The 18038-nt window shown below is 70.5% G+C and carries 14 protein-coding genes; 4 read left to right on the top strand and 10 right to left on the bottom strand.

What is annotated here, in order from left to right; all coding sequences use genetic code 11:
• Positions 1–58 precede the first annotated feature (58 nt).
• Together GVV77_RS00185 and GVV77_RS00180 are read left to right on the top strand one after the other, a co-directional pair.
• Positions 59–1078 carry an N-acetylglucosamine kinase gene (locus tag GVV77_RS00185; RefSeq protein ID WP_159615265.1) on the top strand — a complete coding sequence of 340 codons (1020 nt, stop codon included), beginning with the start codon at positions 59–61 and terminating at the stop codon, positions 1076–1078.
• The gene (locus GVV77_RS00180) at positions 1075–3903 is read left to right on the top strand and encodes an FAD-binding and (Fe-S)-binding domain-containing protein (RefSeq protein WP_159615263.1); all 2829 of its coding nucleotides are present in this window, start codon (positions 1075–1077) and stop codon (positions 3901–3903) included. Before GVV77_RS00185 ends, GVV77_RS00180 begins: the two co-directional genes overlap by 4 nt.
• Before the next feature lie 25 nt (positions 3904–3928).
• Here GVV77_RS00180 and allB read toward each other — a convergent pair whose 3' ends face one another.
• The 4 genes from allB to aceB are packed head-to-tail and all read right to left on the bottom strand — an operon-like array spanning position 3929 to position 9106.
• Positions 3929–5311 (bottom strand): allantoinase AllB, encoded by a 1383-nt coding sequence (gene allB, locus GVV77_RS00175; RefSeq protein ID WP_159615261.1) that lies wholly within the window; start codon positions 5309–5311, stop codon positions 3929–3931.
• Between the two features lie 50 nt (positions 5312–5361).
• Entirely contained in the window at positions 5362–6177 is an 816-nt protein-coding gene (locus GVV77_RS00170; protein ID WP_159615259.1) for a bifunctional allantoicase/(S)-ureidoglycine aminohydrolase, read from the bottom strand.
• Positions 6174–7508, bottom strand: coding sequence for a DUF6986 family protein (locus GVV77_RS00165; RefSeq protein WP_159615257.1), 1335 nt, complete (start codon positions 7506–7508; stop codon positions 6174–6176). Before GVV77_RS00165 ends, GVV77_RS00170 begins: the two co-directional genes overlap by 4 nt.
• Positions 7508–9106, bottom strand: coding sequence for a malate synthase A (gene aceB / locus GVV77_RS00160; protein ID WP_159615255.1), 1599 nt, complete (start codon positions 9104–9106; stop codon positions 7508–7510). Before aceB ends, GVV77_RS00165 begins: the two co-directional genes overlap by 1 nt.
• A gap of 321 nt (positions 9107–9427) precedes the next feature.
• Between aceB and GVV77_RS00155 the strand changes: the two genes are divergently transcribed.
• Complete coding sequence (locus tag GVV77_RS00155) at positions 9428–9922, top strand: nucleoside deaminase (protein ID WP_159615253.1); 495 nt, start codon at positions 9428–9430, stop codon at positions 9920–9922.
• A gap of 56 nt (positions 9923–9978) precedes the next feature.
• Here the strand turns inward: GVV77_RS00155 and xdhC are convergent, their stop codons facing one another.
• From xdhC to uraD, 6 genes are all read right to left on the bottom strand, one after another.
• Positions 9979–10866 (bottom strand): xanthine dehydrogenase accessory protein XdhC, encoded by an 888-nt coding sequence (xdhC, locus tag GVV77_RS00150; RefSeq protein WP_159615251.1) that lies wholly within the window; start codon positions 10864–10866, stop codon positions 9979–9981.
• A 1-nt stretch (position 10867) separates the two neighbouring features.
• Positions 10868–13261 (bottom strand): xanthine dehydrogenase molybdopterin binding subunit, encoded by a 2394-nt coding sequence (gene xdhB / locus GVV77_RS00145; RefSeq protein ID WP_159615248.1) that lies wholly within the window; start codon positions 13259–13261, stop codon positions 10868–10870.
• Positions 13258–14769, bottom strand: coding sequence for a xanthine dehydrogenase small subunit (locus GVV77_RS00140; RefSeq protein WP_159615246.1), 1512 nt, complete (start codon positions 14767–14769; stop codon positions 13258–13260). Before GVV77_RS00140 ends, xdhB begins: the two co-directional genes overlap by 4 nt.
• 73 nt (positions 14770–14842) lie before the next feature.
• Positions 14843–15784: a factor-independent urate hydroxylase gene (gene pucL, locus GVV77_RS00135; protein WP_159615244.1), complete on the bottom strand. Its 942-nt coding sequence runs from the start codon at positions 15782–15784 to the stop codon at positions 14843–14845.
• A gap of 2 nt (positions 15785–15786) precedes the next feature.
• Positions 15787–16137 carry a hydroxyisourate hydrolase gene (gene uraH / locus GVV77_RS00130; RefSeq protein WP_159615242.1) on the bottom strand — a complete coding sequence of 117 codons (351 nt, stop codon included), beginning with the start codon at positions 16135–16137 and terminating at the stop codon, positions 15787–15789.
• Positions 16134–16628 (bottom strand): 2-oxo-4-hydroxy-4-carboxy-5-ureidoimidazoline decarboxylase, encoded by a 495-nt coding sequence (uraD, locus tag GVV77_RS00125; RefSeq protein ID WP_159615240.1) that lies wholly within the window; start codon positions 16626–16628, stop codon positions 16134–16136. Before uraD ends, uraH begins: the two co-directional genes overlap by 4 nt.
• 304 nt (positions 16629–16932) lie before the next feature.
• Between uraD and GVV77_RS00120 the strand changes: the two genes are divergently transcribed.
• Positions 16933–17988, top strand: coding sequence for an AAA family ATPase (locus GVV77_RS00120; RefSeq protein WP_159615238.1), 1056 nt, complete (start codon positions 16933–16935; stop codon positions 17986–17988).
• Positions 17989–18038 lie beyond the last annotated feature (50 nt).

Genomic DNA, 18038 nt, shown 5'->3' with positions numbered 1-18038 from the left:
CGGAGGCGGACGACGCACCCCACGACCACCGCTGCTCCCGGCTTCCGGAGGACGCACCATGCCGTCGCCTGAGCGTGCTCCCGCGGCGATCTGCGGCATCGACATCGGCGGCACCGGCTGTCGCGTCGCGGTGACCACCCCCACCACGGGTCTGTCGGCCGCCCGCGTCTTCACCGGCAGCGGGCTGCGCATCGGCGGCTCGGGCCTCGACGTCGAGGAACTCATGCTCACTCTCGACCCGCTGGTCGCGGCGGCGCGGGAGGCCTCCAGGGCCCGGAGCCTCGACACCCTGGTCCTCGGCGCGGCGAGCCTCGTCACCCTGCTGCGCAGTGCCGAGGGCGTCCACGCGGAGCTCCATGCCCGGTTCGGCGCGCACACCACGGTGCTGGCCTCCGACGTCCTCACCTCACACATCGGTGCCCTGTCGGCGCAGCCGGGTGTCGTCGTCGCCGCGGGAACCGGGGCCGTCGCCCTGGGCACCGACCACGCCGGCCGTTGGCAGCGGGTCGACGGGTGGGGCCACCTACTCGGTGATGCCGGCAGCGGCGCCTGGATCGGCGCGCGCGGCCTCGAGGCCGCCTACCGCAGCTACGACGGGCGGGCCGGCGGGTCGGCTGGCCTGCTCGACCGCCTGCTCGAACGGTTCGGCACCCCGGAAGACCTGGTGCGCAGCGTCTACACCCGGCAGGACCGCGCGGCCGTGCTCGCCTCCTTCGTGCCCGACGTCGCCGAGGCCGCCGCGCAGGGCTGTGCCGTCGCCCTCGGCATCTTCCGCTCCGCCGGCCGGGAACTGGCCCGCACGGCCACCGCCGCCCTGGTCGACGGCCTGCCGCCGCGCATCCGCTGGGTCGGCGGACTCTTCGAGGCCTCCCCCGATCTCCTCGAGGAGTTCGGCCAGGAACTCCACCGCGGCCACCCGGGCCTCGACCTTGCCCCTGGGGAGGGAACCTCGCTCGAGGGCGCGCTTCAGCTCGGCGCCGCCACGGCCCTCGGCTCCGGACCGGAACAGCGCGAGGGCTTCCTCTCGACCCAGCACCACCGGGCGGGCCGCCCGCAGCAGCCGGGGCGTTCCGCGTGATCGCCGCCCTGCGTGACGCCGTCGCCGACGCCGCCCGGGTCAGCGAACGCGCCATCGACCGCCACGCCGGCGCCCACGACGCCTCCCACTTCCTGCTGATCCCGCAGGCGGTGGCCACTCCGGTGGACGCCGCCGAGGTGGGAGCGCTGCTGCGCGCCTCGGCCGCGCAGGGTATCCCCCTCACCCTGCGCTCGGGCGGCACCAGCCTCAGCGGCCAGGCCGTCACCGACGGCGTGCTCGTCGATGTGCGCAAGCACTTCCGGGGCGTGGAGGTGCTCGATAACGGCGCCCGGGTCAAGGTGTCGCCCGGAGTCACCGTGCGGATGCTCAACACCCGGCTCGCCCGGTACGGCCGGAAGTTCGGGCCGGACCCCGCCAGCGAGTCCGCGTGCACTATCGGCGGCGTGGTCGCGAACAACTCCTCGGGCATGCACTGCGGCACCGCCGACAACGCCTACCGCACCCTCGAATCCGTGACGGTGGTCCTCCCCAGCGGCACGGTGATCGATACCGGCGCCGCCGACGCCGACGAGCGCCTGCGCGCCCTCGAACCCGCACTCTTCGACGGCCTGCTGCGGCTCGCCGCACGGGTGCGTTCCAACCCCGCCTCGGTGCGGATCATCACCGAGCAGTTCTCCCGCAAGAACACCATGGGCTACGGCCTCAACTCGCTGCTCGACTTCGAGACCCCGGCCCAGATGCTGGCGCACCTGATCGTGGGCAGCGAGGGGACCCTGGGCTTCGTCGCGGAGGCCGTCTTCCGCACGGTGCCGGTGCATCCCCACACCACCACGGGACTGCTCGTCTTCGACGACCTGCAGGCCGCCAACTCGGCGCTGCCGGCGCTCGTGGACTCCGGCGCCGCCACCGCCGAGCTGATGGACGCGCTGTCGCTGAAGGTGGGCCAGAACCTCCGCGGCACCCCCGCCGTCGTGAAGGACCTGACCGTCCGCAACCACGCCGCCCTGCTGGTTGAATACTCGGCGGACACCGCTGAGGAACTGGCGCAGGCCGCGGCGGCCGGTGCCGCGGTGCTGGCCCCGCTGGGCCTGAGCACCCCCGCCGTCTTCAGCACCGACGCCGCCGCCCGGGCCGAACTGTGGCGGCTGCGCAAGGGCCTCTACGCCTCGGTGGCCGGGGCGCGCCCGCAGGGGACCACGGCGCTGCTCGAGGATGTCGTCGTCCCCGTGCCGGCGCTGGCACGCACCTGCAGCGAGCTCACTCGACTGTTCGGAACGTACGGGTACCGCGACAGCGTGATCTTCGGGCACGCCAAGGACGGGAACATCCACTTCATGCTCACCGACCGGTTCGCCTCGGCGTCCGAGCTCGAGCGGTATGCGGCGTTCACCGAGGACCTCGTCGGCCTGGTGCTCGGCGAGGGCGGCTCGCTCAAGGCTGAACACGGCACCGGCCGCGTCATGGCGCCCTTCGTGCGGCGCCAGTACGGCGACGAGCTGTACGAGGTGATGCGGGAGATCAAGGCGCTGTTCGACCCGGCCGGGGTGCTGAACCCGGGCGTGATCCTCAATGAGGACCCGCAGGCGCACCTGCGCCACCTCAAGGCCGTTCCCGCCGTGGCCGAGGAGGTGGACCGGTGCGTCTCGTGCGGTTACTGCGAGCCCGCTTGCCCCAGCAAGGACCTCACCCTGACCCCTCGGCAGCGGATCGTGACGCTGCGCGCCATCGAACAGGCACGGCTCGACGGTGATACCGCCCTTGTCGCGGAGCTTGAGAAGGATTACGACTACGAGTCGGTGCAGACCTGCGCCGTCGACGGAATGTGCCAGACGGCGTGCCCCGTCGACATCAACACCGGATCGCTGGTGAAGCGGCTCCGGCGTGAGAGCGCCTCCCCCGTCGCCGGGCGGATCGGAACCGCCGCCGCGGGCTCCTGGGCCGGCGTCACCCGGGGAGCAGGCGCCGCCCTGAGCCTCACCGCGAAACTTCCCTCCCCCGTCGTTCGAGCGCCAAACACCCTCGCCCGAGCCGTCCTGGGTGCCGACACCGTGCCTCTCCACTCCCCCGAGCTGCCCGCCGGCGGTTCCCGGCGGCGGCGCCCCGCACCGAAGGGCGCCGTGGACGCCGTGTATTTCCCGGCGTGCGTCGGAACGATGTTCGGGCCGGCGTCACCCGGCGGGAACGCCTCGCCCGGGGTGCAGGTGAGCTTCGAGGAGCTTTGCGCGCGGGCCGGGCTGACGCTGCTGGTGCCGCCGGCCATCGACGGGCTGTGCTGCGGCACGCCCTGGTCCTCCAAGGGACTGGCCGACGGCCAGCAGGCCATGGCAGCCCGTACCCTCGCGGCGCTGCGGGAGGCGACCGGCGACGGCGAGCTTCCGGTGATCTGCGATGCGACCTCCTGCACCGAGGGCCTGCTCGCGGTCATCGCTGGTGAGGTTCCCGCACCGGGTCAGCGCCCGCTGCGGGTCGTCGACGCCGTCGAGTTCACCGCCGAACGGATCCTGCCGGTGCTCGGACCGTACGAGAAGCGGGACTCCCTGGCTCTCCACCCCACCTGCTCCTCAACGCGGCTCGGAGTGAACCCGGCACTGGAGGCGGTCGCGGGGGCCGTCGCCGCCGAGGTCTCGATCCCCGAGAACTGGGGGTGCTGTGCCTTCGCCGGCGACCGCGGCATGCTTCACCCCGAGCTGACCGCGTCGGCCACCGCACGGCAGGCGGCCGAGATAGCGGAGTTCGACGCCGGTGCCCACGCCTCGTGCAACCGGACGTGCGAGCTCGGCATGACCCGGGCCACGGGCGAGCAGTACCAGCATGTGCTGGAGCTGCTTGAGGAGGTCACCCGGCCGGCCGAGCCGCGCCGCTGACGCCGGAGCCACCGGGCAGGAGTGTTCAGGCGCCGCCGCGCCGGAGCAGCCGGCCTGCGGGAATTCCGCCGTTCACCTCCGTGCCCCGGAGGTAGGTCCGCCGCACGACTCCGGTCAGCCGCTTCCCGGAGTACGGACTGATGGGGTTGCGGTGGTGCAGGGTGTTCACATCCACGGTGAAGCTTTCCTCGGCGGCGAAGACCACGAGGTCCGCGTCGCAGCCCACGGCGAGCCGGCCCTTACGGGACAGGACGGCGAGCGCGGCGGGCGCCTGCGCCATCCACCCGACCACCCGCGCGAGCGGGATCCCCCGCTTTCGGGCCTCCGTCCAGACCAGGGGAAGGCCGAGCTGGAGGGAGGACACCCCGCCCCAGGCCACGTCGAAGTCGCCATTCTCGGGGTCCTTGAGGTCCGGGGTGCTTGGGGAATGATCGGTGACGATGCAGTCGATCACCCCGTCCTCGAGTCCCTTCCACAGCAGTTCCCGGTTGGCGTCCTCGCGGATCGGCGGGCAGCATTTGAAGGCCGTGGCGCCGTCGGGGATCTCTTCGGCGCGCAGCGTCAGGTAGTGCGGGCAGGTCTCCACCGTGAGCCGGACGCCGTCACGCCGGGCGGCGGCAATCATCGGCAGGGCGTCCGAGGAGGAGAGGTGGAGGATGTGCGCCCGGGCGCCGGTGGAGCGTGCCCGCTCGATGACTGCGGCGATGGCGATGTTCTCCGCGTGCCGGGGCCGGGAGGCGAGGAAGCGGTCGTACCGGCTGCCTCCGGCCCGCGGCGCCTCCTCGATGGCGCGGGCGTCCTCGGCGTGGACGATCATCAGCGCGTCGAAGCTGGCCAGTTCGGCAAGGTCCTTCTCAAGTTCCTCAGCGTCCAGCGGCGGGAACTCGTCCACGCCGGAGTGAAGGAGGAAGCACTTGAACCCGAAGACCCCCTCCTCGTGGAGCGCCCGCAGGTCCGCGGTGTTCCCCGGCACCGCCCCACCCCAGAAGCCGACGTCGACGAAGGCCTGGAAGGCGGCCGCCGCCCGCTTCTGCGCGAGGGCCGCCACGTTCACGGTGGGCGGGATGCTGTTCAGCGGCATGTCGATGATGGTGGTGACGCCGCCGGCCGCCGCGGCGCGCGTTGCGGAGGCGAAGCCCTCCCACTCGGTGCGGCCGGGCTCATTGACGTGGACATGGGAATCGACGAGGCCCGGCAGCAGGGTTTCGTCAGCGCGGAGCTCGACGGTGCGCGCGCCGGTGAGTCCGGTCCCCCACGGCGCGAGCGCCGTGATGGCCCCGTCGACGACGCCGACCTCAAGCTCCCGTGCACCCTCATCGGTCAGGACCCTGCGGCCGCGGATCACCAGGTCGAAGCCATGGGGCGAGGAACCGGCCGTCGAGGAACCGGCGGCGGGCGAATCGGTCATTTAGCGCTCCCCTCGTTTTCCGGCACCCTGCCTGCAGTCCCGCGGGGTGCTCAAAGCACGATCTGGCGGTTGACGTCCTTATAGAGCAGGTAGCGGAACTTGCCGGGCCCGCCCGCATAGCAGGCCTGCGGGCAGAAGGCCCGCAGGGACAGATAGTCGCCCTCCTCGACCTCCACCCAGTCGTCATTGAGCCGGTACACCCCCTTGCCTTCAAGGATGTAGAGCCCGTGTTCCATCACGTGGGTCTCGGCGAACGGGATGGAGGCACCAGGCTCGAAGGTGACGACGTTGACGTGAAGGTCGTAGGCGGGGTCGTCGACCGGCAGCATGCGCGTGGTGCGCCACCGGTTGTCCGTGCCGGGCATGGCGTCCGGTTCGATGTCCTGCTCATTGCCGACGACGACGGCGGGGACATGCCCGGGCAGGGGCTGGTGGCGCTTGCGGATCCACTGGAACACGGCGTTGCCGGCACCGATGTTGCCCGCCGACCACGACTCACCGGGTGGAAGATACGCGAATCCCCCCGGTCCCAGGGCAGAGGCCGCGCCGCCGATGGTGACGTCGAGGGTCCCGTCGAGCACGAAGAGGAAGGATTCGACCTCCGGCTGGGGCTCCGGCGCGCCGGAACCCCCTCCGGGGGCGACCTCCATGAGGTACTGGGCGAACGTGGTCGCGCCGCCGGCGACCGGGCGGTTGAGGATCCAGGCGCGGGTGGCGTGCCATTCGGGCAGGACGCTGGTGACGATGTCCCGCAGGACGCCCCGGGGGATCACCGTGTATGCCTCGGTCACCACAGCACGCCCGGAGAGGAGGTCGGTCTGCGGCGGGAGACCGGACTGCGGCGTGTAGTAGCTGGGGCTCGTCATGAAGGTCCCTCGGGTCGGCGGCTTGGGTCGGGGACGACGCCGGGTGCCGTTGCGGGGGCGGGTCGAGGGTGCGCGGGCCGCGGGTGGGCGAGCCGGGTTAACTCGGCAGGGTCGACGCCGGTCCGCTGTTCAATGTCCTGCCCGTCGAGCGCTCCGCAGTCCAGCCCGCGCTGAAGGAACCGCGCCATCGCCCGGGCGGTGGCCGGCTCGTCCAGGACGGTGCTCTCGAGCCGGTGCACGTAGTTGCGCAGCCGGGACGCCGCCGAGTCGAAGCCCGAAGAATAGAAGAGGTAGGTGGCGATGAACCGGGTGGGAAGCTGGGCGGGGTGGAGGTCCCAGCCCTGGTAGTAGCCCCGCTCCAGTGAGCGGCGGACCAGACCGGCGTGAAGCGTCCACGCCGCGGCAGTGTTTTCGGCGGGGCCCACGGGCAGGATGTTCGTGGAACCGTCGGAGAGGCGCACCCCGGTTCCGGCGGCGGCGACCTGCATCACGGCCTTGGCGTAGTCGGCGGCCGGGTGGTCCATCGCCTGCTGCCCGGCGGCGATTTCCAGCGAGGCGCTGTAGTCGTAGGTGCCGTAGTGCAGGCCTGAGACCCTCCCCGAGCCCGCATGCAGCAGCTGTGCCACCGGAACCGTGCCGTCGGCGCCCAGGATCAGCTGCGGGGTTTCCACCTGCACCTCGAAGCGCAGCCTGCCCGGCGCCAGGCCGTGTGCCTTCTCGAGCCGTCCGCACACGTAGGCCATCGCCTCGACCTGGGCGACGGTGCTGACCTTCGGAAGGGTCAGGGTAAGCCCGTCGGGCAGGTTCCCCTGCCGCAGCAGCCCGGCGAGGAAGAGGTCGAGGGTGCGGATGCCCCGGGCCCGGGTGGGCTCCTCGAAGGACTTGAACCGGAGGCCGGAGAACGGCGGAGCGGTTCCGCCGTCGACGGCGCGGGCGAGTAGTTCCGCCGCGTCGAGCGCTGCCGCATCCTCCTCGTCGTCGTTCCGGCTGCCGTAGCCGTCCTCGAAGTCGAGGCGGAGGTCCTCGATGGGTTCCCGGAGCAGTTTCGCCTCGACCTTGGCGGCGATGGGTGCGACGAGGTTCTCGGGGAGGCCCACCGTCCTGCACAGTGCCTCCATCCCGCCGTGGGCTTCGACGGCGGCGAGCGCCTCTGTGCCCCAGCGTCCGGCCAGCGCCGGTTCGATCCGGTCCGCCGGAACGTACACGGTGTGGACGGGCTGGCGGCTCCCGTCGTCGCCGGGGTAGCTGCGCCGCAGCAGCCGGTCGGTGTCGGACAGCTTCGCGTCGACCAGCGCGTAGTCGGCGGCGCCGAGGACAGCCTCGGCGGGCATCAGCGGACCAGCTCGTAGGCCGGCAGGGTGAGGAAGTCCGTGTACTCCTCGGACAGGCAGATCTCGGCGATCAGCGTCCGGGCCGGCTCGTAGTAGCGGGCGAAGGTTTCGGCGTCGACCTCGGTCCGGAGCCGGTCGACCTCTTCGTCGAGCAGGGCCTTCACGAGGTCGGGGGTGACAGTGTTGCCGGTGTCCGAGAGGACAACCTGGTTGCGGAGCTGCTGCCACACCTGGGACCGGGAGATTTCCGCAGTCGCGGCGTCCTCCATCAGGTTGTGGATCGCCACGGCGCCGTTGCCCGAGAGCCACACGGCGACGTAGGCGACGGCGACGTAGAGGTTCAGCCGCAGCCCGGCTTCGGTCACGGCACCGCCGGCCGAGGGGATATCGAGCAGCTCCGAGGCGGTGACACTCACTTCCTCACGCTGCCGGTCGAGCTGGTTCGGCTGGTCCCCCAGCACCGCGTCGAACACCTCCCGGCAGACCGGCACCAGGTCGGGGTGGGCCACCCAGGACCCGTCGAACCCGTCGTCGGCCTCGCGGGTCTTGTCGGCGCGCACCTTCGCGAAGGCCTCCTCGGTGACGGCGGGCTCCCGCCGGTTCGGGATGACCGCGGCCATCCCGCCCATCGCGAAGGCGCCCCGGCGATGGCAGGTCTTCACGAGCAGTTCGGTGTAGGCGCGCATGAAGGGGGCGGTCATGGAGATGCTGGCGCGGTCCGGCAGCAGGTAGGCCGGCCCGGCGTCGCGGAAGTACTTGATGATGCTGAACAGGTAGTCCCACCGCCCTGCGTTCAGGCCGGCGGCGTGGTCGCGGAGCTCGAAGAGGATCTCCTCCATCTCGAAGGCCGCCGGAATCGTTTCGATCAGCACGGTCGCCCGCACCGAACCCTGCGGCACCCCGACGTAGTCCTGGGCGAAGACGAAGATGTCGTTCCAGAACCGGGCCTCAAGGTGGCTTTCAAGCTTCGGCAGGTAGTAATAGGGGCCGCTGCCCGAGTTCAACAGCTGTTTCGCATTGGCGAAGAAGTGAAGCCCAAAATCGACAAGCGCACCGATGGCCGGCTCGCCGTCGATGAGCACGTTCTTCTCGCTCAGGTGCCAGCCGCGCGGCCGGGTGACAACCACGGCGAGGGGCGCGTCCTGCCGCAGCGAGTATTCCTTTCCTTCCGGCGAGGTGTAATCAAGGCGTCCGCGGGCCGCCCGGTAGAGGTTCAGCTGGGAGTCGACGACGTTGTGCCAGGTCGGTGCGCTGGCGTCCTCGAGGTCCGCCAGCCAGACCTGCGCGCCGGAGTTGAGCGCATTGATGGCCATCTTCACGGGCGAGGCCGGCCCGGTCATCTCCACGCGGCGATCGCGCAGATCCGGCGGCGCGGGCGCCACCCTCCACTCGTCGTCGCGGGCCCCCCGGGTTTCGGGGAGGAAGTCGAGGCGGCCTGTGGCGGCAACCTCCGCGCGGCGGGCCGCGCGGGCGGCGAGGCGTTCATCGCGCCGACCCCGGAAGCGATGGTGAAGCTGCTCAACGAAGGAAAGGGCCTCGGGGGTCAGGATGATGTCAGCGCCTTCGGCGGGCGAGGGATCGGTCAGTTCAATGGCCATGCTGTGCTCTCCTCGGAAGATCGAGTCCCGCTGGGTAAGGCCGCTGCCGCCGGACCGCCGCCGAAACGGCACCCGAGTACGCCCTGACATTCGTAGTACGGACGTTATTGTCTGCAAAGGTGAAGCACAAGCATCAGGAGGCGCAGCATCCCCGCCGCGGTGTTACAGTTCGAGGGCGAAGCCAACGGCGGGCAGCCCTTTCCGAGGCCGCTACCCACCAGGTGGACCCGCATTACCGACCCGCAGCCGTCTGTCCGAGCCGCCTGTTCCGTTCCGTATCGGTGGCGCGGAGGGTAGGCTGCCATCGCTTGGGAGGCTCCCATGAGCACCGCAACTCCGGATGAACAGTACCTGCGCGAGGCGATCTCCCTCGCCGTCGCCAATGTCTCCAACGGCGGCGGCCCCTTCGGCGCCGTCGTCGTCACCCCGGACGGCGGCGTCTTCCCGGGCGTCAACCGGGTCACCGCGACGAACGACCCCACGGCGCACGCGGAGGTGGTGGCAATCCGTGCCGCGTGCACCTCCATCGCGTCCTTCGATCTCTCCGGGAGCGTGCTGTACTCCAGCTGTGAGCCCTGCCCCATGTGCCTCGCCAGTGCGCTGTGGGCCCGCGTTGACCGCGTGGTGTATGCCGCGGACCGCAATGATGCGGCCCGGGCCGGCTTCGACGACGCGGTGTTCTACGACTACTTCTCGGCTCCCGTGGAGGAGCGGTCGATGCCCTCGGGCCAGCTACGGCTTCCAGCCTCGGAAGGCCTTGACCACTGCGCGCCCTTCGATGCCTGGGCCGCCCATTCCGACCGCATCCCCTACTAGGCAGGGCATCCCTTACTAGGCAGGCATCGGGCTCTTTCTGCCGGGGGCTTCCCCGACTACCTCGGGTGCGGGCCGGGAACCGCCGCGCCGAATGGTTGAGTGGGCAGCTGACCGGACGCCGGTTCAGGTGCTCCGGACACGTCCGCCTCCCCAAGGGCGAACTTCCTCAGCAGGTCGGCGGCAACACTGATGGCGATGACGGCCGGGGCCTTGCCTTCAAGCCCCGGCAGGCCGATGGGGCAGGTAATCGCGTCGATGGCGGCGTCGCTGTGGCCCTCGGCACGCAGGCGCCGGCGGAACCGTGACCACTTGGCCCGCGAACCGATCAGCCCCACGCTGCCCAGGTCACCGCGGCGCAGCGCCGCATCGCACAGCAGGAAATCCTCGGCGTGGTCGTGGGTCATAATCAGCACGTGCGAGCCGGATGGCAGGGTGCCCAGCACGGTGTCGGGCACGGGACTAGCCGAGAGCCGGACGTCGGCGGTGCCGGCGGCGACGGCTGCGAGCCGTCCGGGGTCAACCTGGTCGGCCCTGCTGTCGATGAGCTGCAGGGTGAGGGACAGCCGCGACAGAATCCGGGCCAGTTCGTAACCGACATGGCCCACCCCAAACACGGCAACCGTCGGCCGGGGAAGGAAGGGCTCGAGGAGGACCCGGACAACACCACCGCAGCACTGCCGCCCGTGCCGGGCGGCCGCGTGCTCGTTAAGGGAGAACTCGAGGGTTTCGGGGACCCCGGTGCAGGCTGCGAGCATCGCCCGCGCCCGCTCGATGACACTCGCCTCGAGGTTGCCGCCGCCGATGCTGTCCCAGGTTGCCTCGGCTCCGACGACCATCTTCGCCCCGGCGTCCCGGGGCGCGTGGCCGCGCACCTCGGTCACCGTCGCGAGTACCCCGGGTGAACGCTCCGCCCGGAGGCCCTGGAGGGCGCTCAGCCAGTCCACGTCACTGCGCTCTCACCGGAGAGGGAACCGGCGCGTCCATCCCCGTCGGCTTCGCTGCCTCGCGGGACGCGGTGCGGGCCCGATCGAGGGCCCAGTAGACGGCCTCAGGGGTGGCGGGGCTGGCCAGTTCGACGCTGCGTCCATCGGGGCCGAAGGCCGCGGCCGCCGAGCGCAGCGCCTCCCGCACACTGAGCGCGAGCATGAGCGGCGGCTCCCCCACCGCCTTCGACCCGTAGATGACACCACTCTCAGTGGCCCGCTCGAAGAGGTGGACCCGGAAATCCTCGGGCATTTCGGAGAAGCTCGGCAGCTTGTAGGTGCTCGCTGACTGGGTGTCCAGGCGCCCGCGGCGCTGCCCCTCGGAGACGTCCCAGCGCAGGTCCTCGAGCGTGAGCCACCCGGCGCCCTGAACGAACCCGCCCTCGATCTGCCCGACGTCGATCAGCGGCGAGAGGCTGTCCCCGACGTCGTGCACAATGTCGGTGCGCAGCAGGCGGTAGGCGCCGGTGAAACCGTCGACCTCGACCTCCGACACCGCCGCGGCGTAGGTGAAGTACTTGAACGGCTCCCCCTGCATACGGACGGCGTCCCAGTGCAGCCCCGGGGTGCGGTAGTAGCCCGCAGCCCAGAGGGACACCCGCTGGAAGTAGGCGTCGTTCACCAGCTCGGCAAAGGGGATCCCGTCGTCGTGGAAGCCGATGCCGGTGACCGTGCCGTCGTCGAACCGGACGTCGTCGGGGTGGATGTTGAGCTTCCGGGCCGCCACCTCGGCGAGGCGATCCCGGATCTGATCGCACGCGTTCCGGATCGCCGCTCCATTGAGGTCCGCCCCGGAACTCGCAGCCGTCGCCGAGGTGTTGGGGACCTTGTCGGTGCGTGTCGGTGCCAGCCGGATGCTGGAGAGCGGAACGCCGAGCGCGGTGGCGGCGACCTGGCGCATCTTGGTGTGGAGCCCCTGGCCCATCTCCGTTCCACCGTGGTTGATCAGCACCGACCCGTCCTTGTACACGTGCACCAGGGCCCCGGCCTGGTTGAAGGCGGTGAGGTTGAAGGAGATGCCGAACTTCACGGGCGTGATGCCCAGGGCGCGGCGGAGGTGGCGGTGGGTGGCGTTGAAGCCGGCGATTTCGGTGCGGCGGCGCTCGACGTCGGCGCTGCCCAGCAGCTGCTCCCAGACGGCGTGCAGCCGCTCGGCGTGCCGGACCGGCTGCCCGTAGGGCGTGCTCTGGCCGGGGGTGTAGAAGTTCCGCCGGCGCAGCTCGGAGGGCTCAAGCCCCAGCAGCGGCGCGCAGCGGCCCAGCACCTCCTCGATCACGAACATCCCCTGCGGGCCGCCGAACCCGCGGAAGGCCGTCTGCGAGGTCTTGTGCGTCTTCGTGATCCGGCCGAGCACTTCGATGTTGGGGATCCAGTAGGCGTTGTCGATATGGCACAGCGCGCGGGCCAGGACGGGCTGGGAGAGATCGAGGCTCCACCCGCCGTCGCTGGTCAGGGTGGCCCGGAGCGCCACGAGCCTGCCGGCGTCGTCAAACCCGGCCTCCCATCGAGCGGCGAACGGGTGGCGCTTGCCGGTCAGGGTGATGTCCTGGGTGCGGTTCAGACGCACCCGCACGGGCCGCCCGGTGAGGGTGGCTCCCAGGGCGGCGACGGCGGCGAAGCCGTGGGGCTGCATCTCCTTGCCGCCGAAGGCTCCGCCCATGCGCAGGCACTGCACCGTCACCTGGGAGCTGGTGAGCCCGAGCACGTGGGCGACGATTTCCTGGGTCTCCGTGGGGTGCTGGGTGCTGCTGTGGACGAAAACCTGCCCGCTCTCGTCGACATAGACGTAGGAGGCGTGGGTCTCGAGGTAGAAGTGCTCCTGCCCGCCGATCTCCACCTCCCCGCTGAAGCGGTGGGCCGCGGCTGCAAGGGCGGCCCCGGCGTCGCCCCGGGCCACTGTGGGCTGGTCGCCCTGGAAGCTCTCCTTCTCGATGGCCTCGGCGAGGGTGACGATCGACGGGAGCGGCTCGTAGTCCACCTCGACAGCCTCTGCACCGAGGCGGGCGGCCTCGAGGTTTTCGGCGAGCACCCAGCAGACGGCGTGGCCGTAGTACATCACCTCGCTGGGGAACAGCGGTTCGTCGTGCTTAGTCCCGGCATCGTTGATCCCTGGCACGTCGGCTCCGGTGAGGACCCGCACCACGCCGGGCACGCCCAGGGCTGGTGCGGTGCGCAGCTCAGTGACTCGGGCATGGGCGTGCGGGGCCTGCACCGGCCAGGCGTGAAGGACGTCCGAGCTGCGGATGGGGAGGTCGTCGGTGTAGAGGGCGGTGCCGGTGACGTGGAGCGCGGCGCTTTCGTGGGAAACGGGCACGCCGACGACGGGGTTCACGGGGCGGTCTGCGAGGGATTTCACCGGGTCACCTCCAGGGCGGGTGCGGCTGTGGTCTGCGCGTAGAACCGGAGGACCGACTGTCCGAGCATTGCGGAGCGGTAGCGGGCGGTGGCCCGGAGGTCGTCGATCGGGGTGCCCTCGGTCTCCATCACCGCCGCGGCACCGGCGGCGGTCTCCTCGGTCCAGGGCCGCCCCACGAGGGCCTCCTCGGTGCGGAGAGCCCGCAGGGGCATGGCGGCCACCCCGTTCATACCTATCCGCGCCGCGGTGATGACGCCGCCCTCGAGCCGCAGGGCGAAGGCCACGGCGACGCTGGAGATGTCGTCGAAGCGCCGCTTGGCGACTTTATAGAACGCGGTGGTCTCGGCGAGCGGCAGCGGCAGGTGCACCGCGCGCAGGAGCTCCCCGGGCCTGCGGACGCTCTGCCGGTACCCGGTGAAGTACTCGGCCAGTGGCACCTCCCGCTCACCGCCGACGGAGGCAAGAACCACCGAGGCGTCGAGGGCCAGCAGTGCGGGTGCGGTGTCGCCGATGGGTGAGCCGGTGGCGAGGTTGCCGCCGAGCGTCGCGGCGTTGCGGATCAGCCGGGAGGCGAACTGGGGAAAGAGCTGGTTCAGCAGCGGCACCCGGCCGGCCAGGCCGCGTTCCACCTCCGACAGGGTGAGTGCGGTGCCGATCTCGATCCGGTCGGGGCCGAGGGTAAGTACGCGGAGCGGTTCGAGGCGGTCGACGGCGAGCACCAGCGGCGGCCTGCTGTGCCTCAGGTTCACCTCGACCCCGGCGTCCGTCGCACCGGCGAGCACCTGGGCCTCCGGGTTCTGCTCGAGCAGACCGAGGAGCTCGTCCATGCTGCCGGGGCGGAGGAACCGGGAGCCGCCGGACGCCGCCCGCGTGGGCCGGGCCACCGGGGCGGGCCGGTCCTGGCGGCGCAGCAGCGGGTCGTCGTCCGCCGGGGCACCGAGGGCGTAGGCGGCGTCGCGGATGGGCCGGTACCCGGTGCAGCGGCAGAGGTTGCCGCTGAGCGATGAGAGATCGAAGCCGTTAGGCCCGCTCTCGTGGTCGCTAGCGTGTTCCTCCCCCACGACGGCGGTGCCGGTCTCGACGCGCTCGCCGGAGCCGGAGGCGTCCCGCTCGGGGCGGTAATACTCGGCCGCCATGGAGCAGACGAAGCCCGGGGTGCAGTAGCCGCATTGGGAGCCACCGCGTTCCACCATTTCCTGTTGGACCGGGTGCAGGTCCTCGGCCGTCCGGGGGCCGGCTGCCCTGCCGAGGCCTTCGGCCGTCACGACTTCCTGGCCGTCGAAGGCCAGGGCGGGAGGCAGGCAGGCGTTCACCGAGGTCCACCGGGTGCGGCCGTCGCCGTCGGGCCGTGCGACCAGCACGGCGCAGGCCCCGCACTCCCCCTCGGCGCAGCCTTCCTTGGCCCCGGTCAGCCCTTCGGCACGCAGCCAGTCGAGCAGCCGGAGGTGCGGGGAGATCCCTTCGCAGGGGCGGACCTGGCCGTTGACGGTGATCTGCGTAGCGTCCATGCTTTCCACTCCTCAGCGGTGTGAGCAAAACTATACAACCGGCGGAAAGGGCCTTCCACGATCCGAATTCCAGTCAACAGAAGCCCGAAATAGAGGCCCAGACCTCCGGTTCGCCGGTGCCGCCTTCCCGCTGGACGGTCGCCTCGATGAGGCCGTAGGGACGGTCCGCGGCGAAGAACACCTCGTTGGGGTTGTCCCGCCCGAAGGGCGAGAGGTCTACCAGGAAATGGTGGTTGTTGGGCAGCGACAGCCGGATCTCGCCGATCTCGGGATGGGCCTCGAGGACCTGCTTTCCCATGGTGAACATCGTCTGCTGCAGGGCCAGGGAATGGGTCGAGGCGAACGCGTCGAGGAGGATCCCGCGCACGCTTGAGTACAGGGCATCGAAGTCCGCCTCGAGGCTGGTGTACCGCCAGCGGGCCGTCACATCGGTCGCCAGGATGCGGTCGGTCGTCTCGGGGAGGGTCGTGTAGCGGTCGCGCGGGTAGCCGTGGAACTCCGAGCCCGTCGACTTCAGCACGGTGAGGCCCGAAATTCCGGCGACGAGAGTCCTCCGGCCGCCCTCCACCACCAGCACTGCGGTGCGGGTTTCCGACTTGTTCCGGCTGAAGGAGTGGTCGTGGTCGGAGATCCGCTCCCAGAAATACTGCTCCGCCGCCCAGCGGCCGCCGGTCACCCAGTCAAAGCGTGAGGTGAAGTGCCCACCGAGGCGCATCAGGAACGCCTCGGGGGTTCCGATGCCGTCCCGCGCGAAGGCGTAGATGGTGTTCTTCTGGGTGTCGGTAGCGACGACGTGCGAGTTGTCGCCTTCGGTGTGGGCCCGTTCGAAGTCACCGTGCAGCTGCGAGGTGACGTTGAGGTCCTCGATGCTGTGGCGCGGGGTGTCCCGGGTGATCCGGACGAGCCGGACCTCCGCCTTCCCATACTGGTTGCGGCCCAGCACGATGCGGCCGGTCCCTCCCGACGCTGTGCCGGGCTGCGACGCCGGCTGGTCGGTGTCGCGCTGAGACGTCATGGTCAGCTCCCTCGATAGGTCGAATAAGCGAAAGGGCTCAGGAGCAGGGGTACGTGGTAGTGCTCGGAGTCGCTGGTCACGGTGAAGGTGAGGGACACCTCGGGGAAGAAGGACTCGACTCCGGCGCTCTCGAAATACGCTCCGGTGTCGAACTCGATCCGGTAGACGCCCTCGGGCAGGACGGCGGGGCCGAGGTCCTTACTGCCGAAGTCCTTGATGCGGCCGTCGACGTCGGTGGTCCCCTGTCCCACCTGCTCCCAGTTCCCGCCGGTGCGGCGCAGGAGCCGGGCCGGCATGCCCGCGGCGGGCCGGCCGGTTCCGGTGTCGAGGACGTGCGTGCTCACGGAGCTCACGGTGTGACCACTCCATCCAGCCGGAACAGGGCGATCTCCCGCAGCTGGCCGGCGACGACGGGGCGCTCCTCCTGCGGGGTATGCCCGAGTCGTTCCTGCAGGGCCACGAGGATGTGCTCGGGAGAGCGTCCCGCGGCCCGGATCAGGAACACGCGCCCGAATTTCTCCTCGTACTCGCGGTTTCCGGCGGCGATCCGGCCCGCCGTGTCCCCGGACCCGCCGAGCCCCGACTGTTCCTGCCGCGACAGCCCGGCCTCGGCCGAACTCCCGGCGGGAGGTTCTCCTATCCGTGGGTGGTGCGCGAGGGCGGCGTCGAGTTCGTCGTCCGAGAAGTCGGGTGCTGCGGCCGCTGCGAATGAGGTCAACGCGGAGATCGATTTGAAGGGACGCGCCACCACGATCTCGTCGATCCAGCGTGGAATGTCGAGGCAGAGACGCAGCACCTCAGCGGCGTCGGTGACGGGAGCGGCGTTGAAGTCGGCTAGGCGCATGGGTGTCAGCTTTCCTGGTTTCTCCGCTGCAGCGCTGAACACCCTTGACCATCGACGGAATCGACTTGATTCGATGTTTCTGCAAAGCGGAACTGTATTTTCCCGTCACTGTAACCCCCCTTCCACGGAACGTGTCAACAGTCCTGCGCAGCCATGAAGACCGAGGGAAGCGCTCCATCGACGCCCAATAAATAGCCAGCACCCCGCAGGATCCCGGTACTACAGTGAGACGAACCCGGCTGCAACCGCCGCCGGGGAGTTCTGCGTACGTTCATCGCACGACCACCGCTCCAGGAGAGAAGCAATGGCTGCCAGCCGCAATCCGCTTGACGAACTGCGCGAAACGATCGGCCACCTCGCCGAGCAGATTAAACTGCCGGGCGGGGACCGCGTGGATGACCGGGTGGGTGAGATGTTTGGCCCCAAGACGGGGCCGGCCCGTCCGCTCTCCGAGTTGCAGGCCGAGCTCGATGCGCTGATCGGGCTGGATACCGTGAAGGAACAGGTGCGGGCGCTGGTCGCACTGCTCCAGGTGCAGGCCCGCCGCAAGGCGCACGGCCTGCCGGAGGTGGCCACCTCGCAGCACCTCGTGTTCCTCGGGAACCCGGGCACGGGCAAAACCACCGTGGCGCGGCTCCTGGCCGAGATGTACCGGGCGGTTGGCTTGCTGCAAAAGGGCCACCTGGTGGAGGTCGACCGTTCCGGCCTGGTCGGACAGTATGTCGGCGAAACCGCACTCAAGACCGACCGGGTGATCCGGCGGGCGCTGGATGGCGTACTGTTCATCGATGAGGCCTACGCGCTGGCGCCTGAGGATCACCGGATGGACTTCGGGCCCGAGGCGATCGAGGTCCTGCTGAAGCGGATGGAGGACCACCGCCACCGCCTGGTGGTGATCGTGGCCGGCTATCCCCGGCTGATGGAGATGTTCCTGCTCTCGAACCCCGGCCTGCGGTCCCGGTTTTCGCGCGAGATCACCTTCCCCGACTACTCGGTCGACGCACTGGTGGCGATCTTCGGCCAGATGCTCGCCCAGCACGAGTACGTGCTCGAGCCGGGCGCGGACCAGATGCTGCGTCGCATCCTCGCAGGCCTTCACTCCGGCGAGGACTCCGGCAATGCGCGCTTCGCCCGCACCCTGTTCGAGCAGGCGCTCAACCGGCAGGCGCTGAGGCTCTCACTCGATGAGGACCGGAGTCTCGACGCGCTCGACCGGGACGACGTCATGATCCTTACCGGGGACGACCTCGCCGGGGCCGCGCGGGCGCTGGGCGAGGAACCGGAACCGGAACCGGAACCGGAGCCGGGCCCGGCGCCTGCAACCGGACCGTCGCGGTGGTGGCGCTGGCTGATGACCTGAGCGAACCGGAGATCCTCCCGGCGGGCCACCGAATGCGTGCACGCCCGGCC

The organism is Arthrobacter zhaoguopingii, assembly GCF_009828605.1.
Classification (GTDB): domain Bacteria; phylum Actinomycetota; class Actinomycetes; order Actinomycetales; family Micrococcaceae; genus Arthrobacter_D; species Arthrobacter_D zhaoguopingii.
This window is presented reverse-complemented; position numbering and strand designations above follow the sequence as displayed.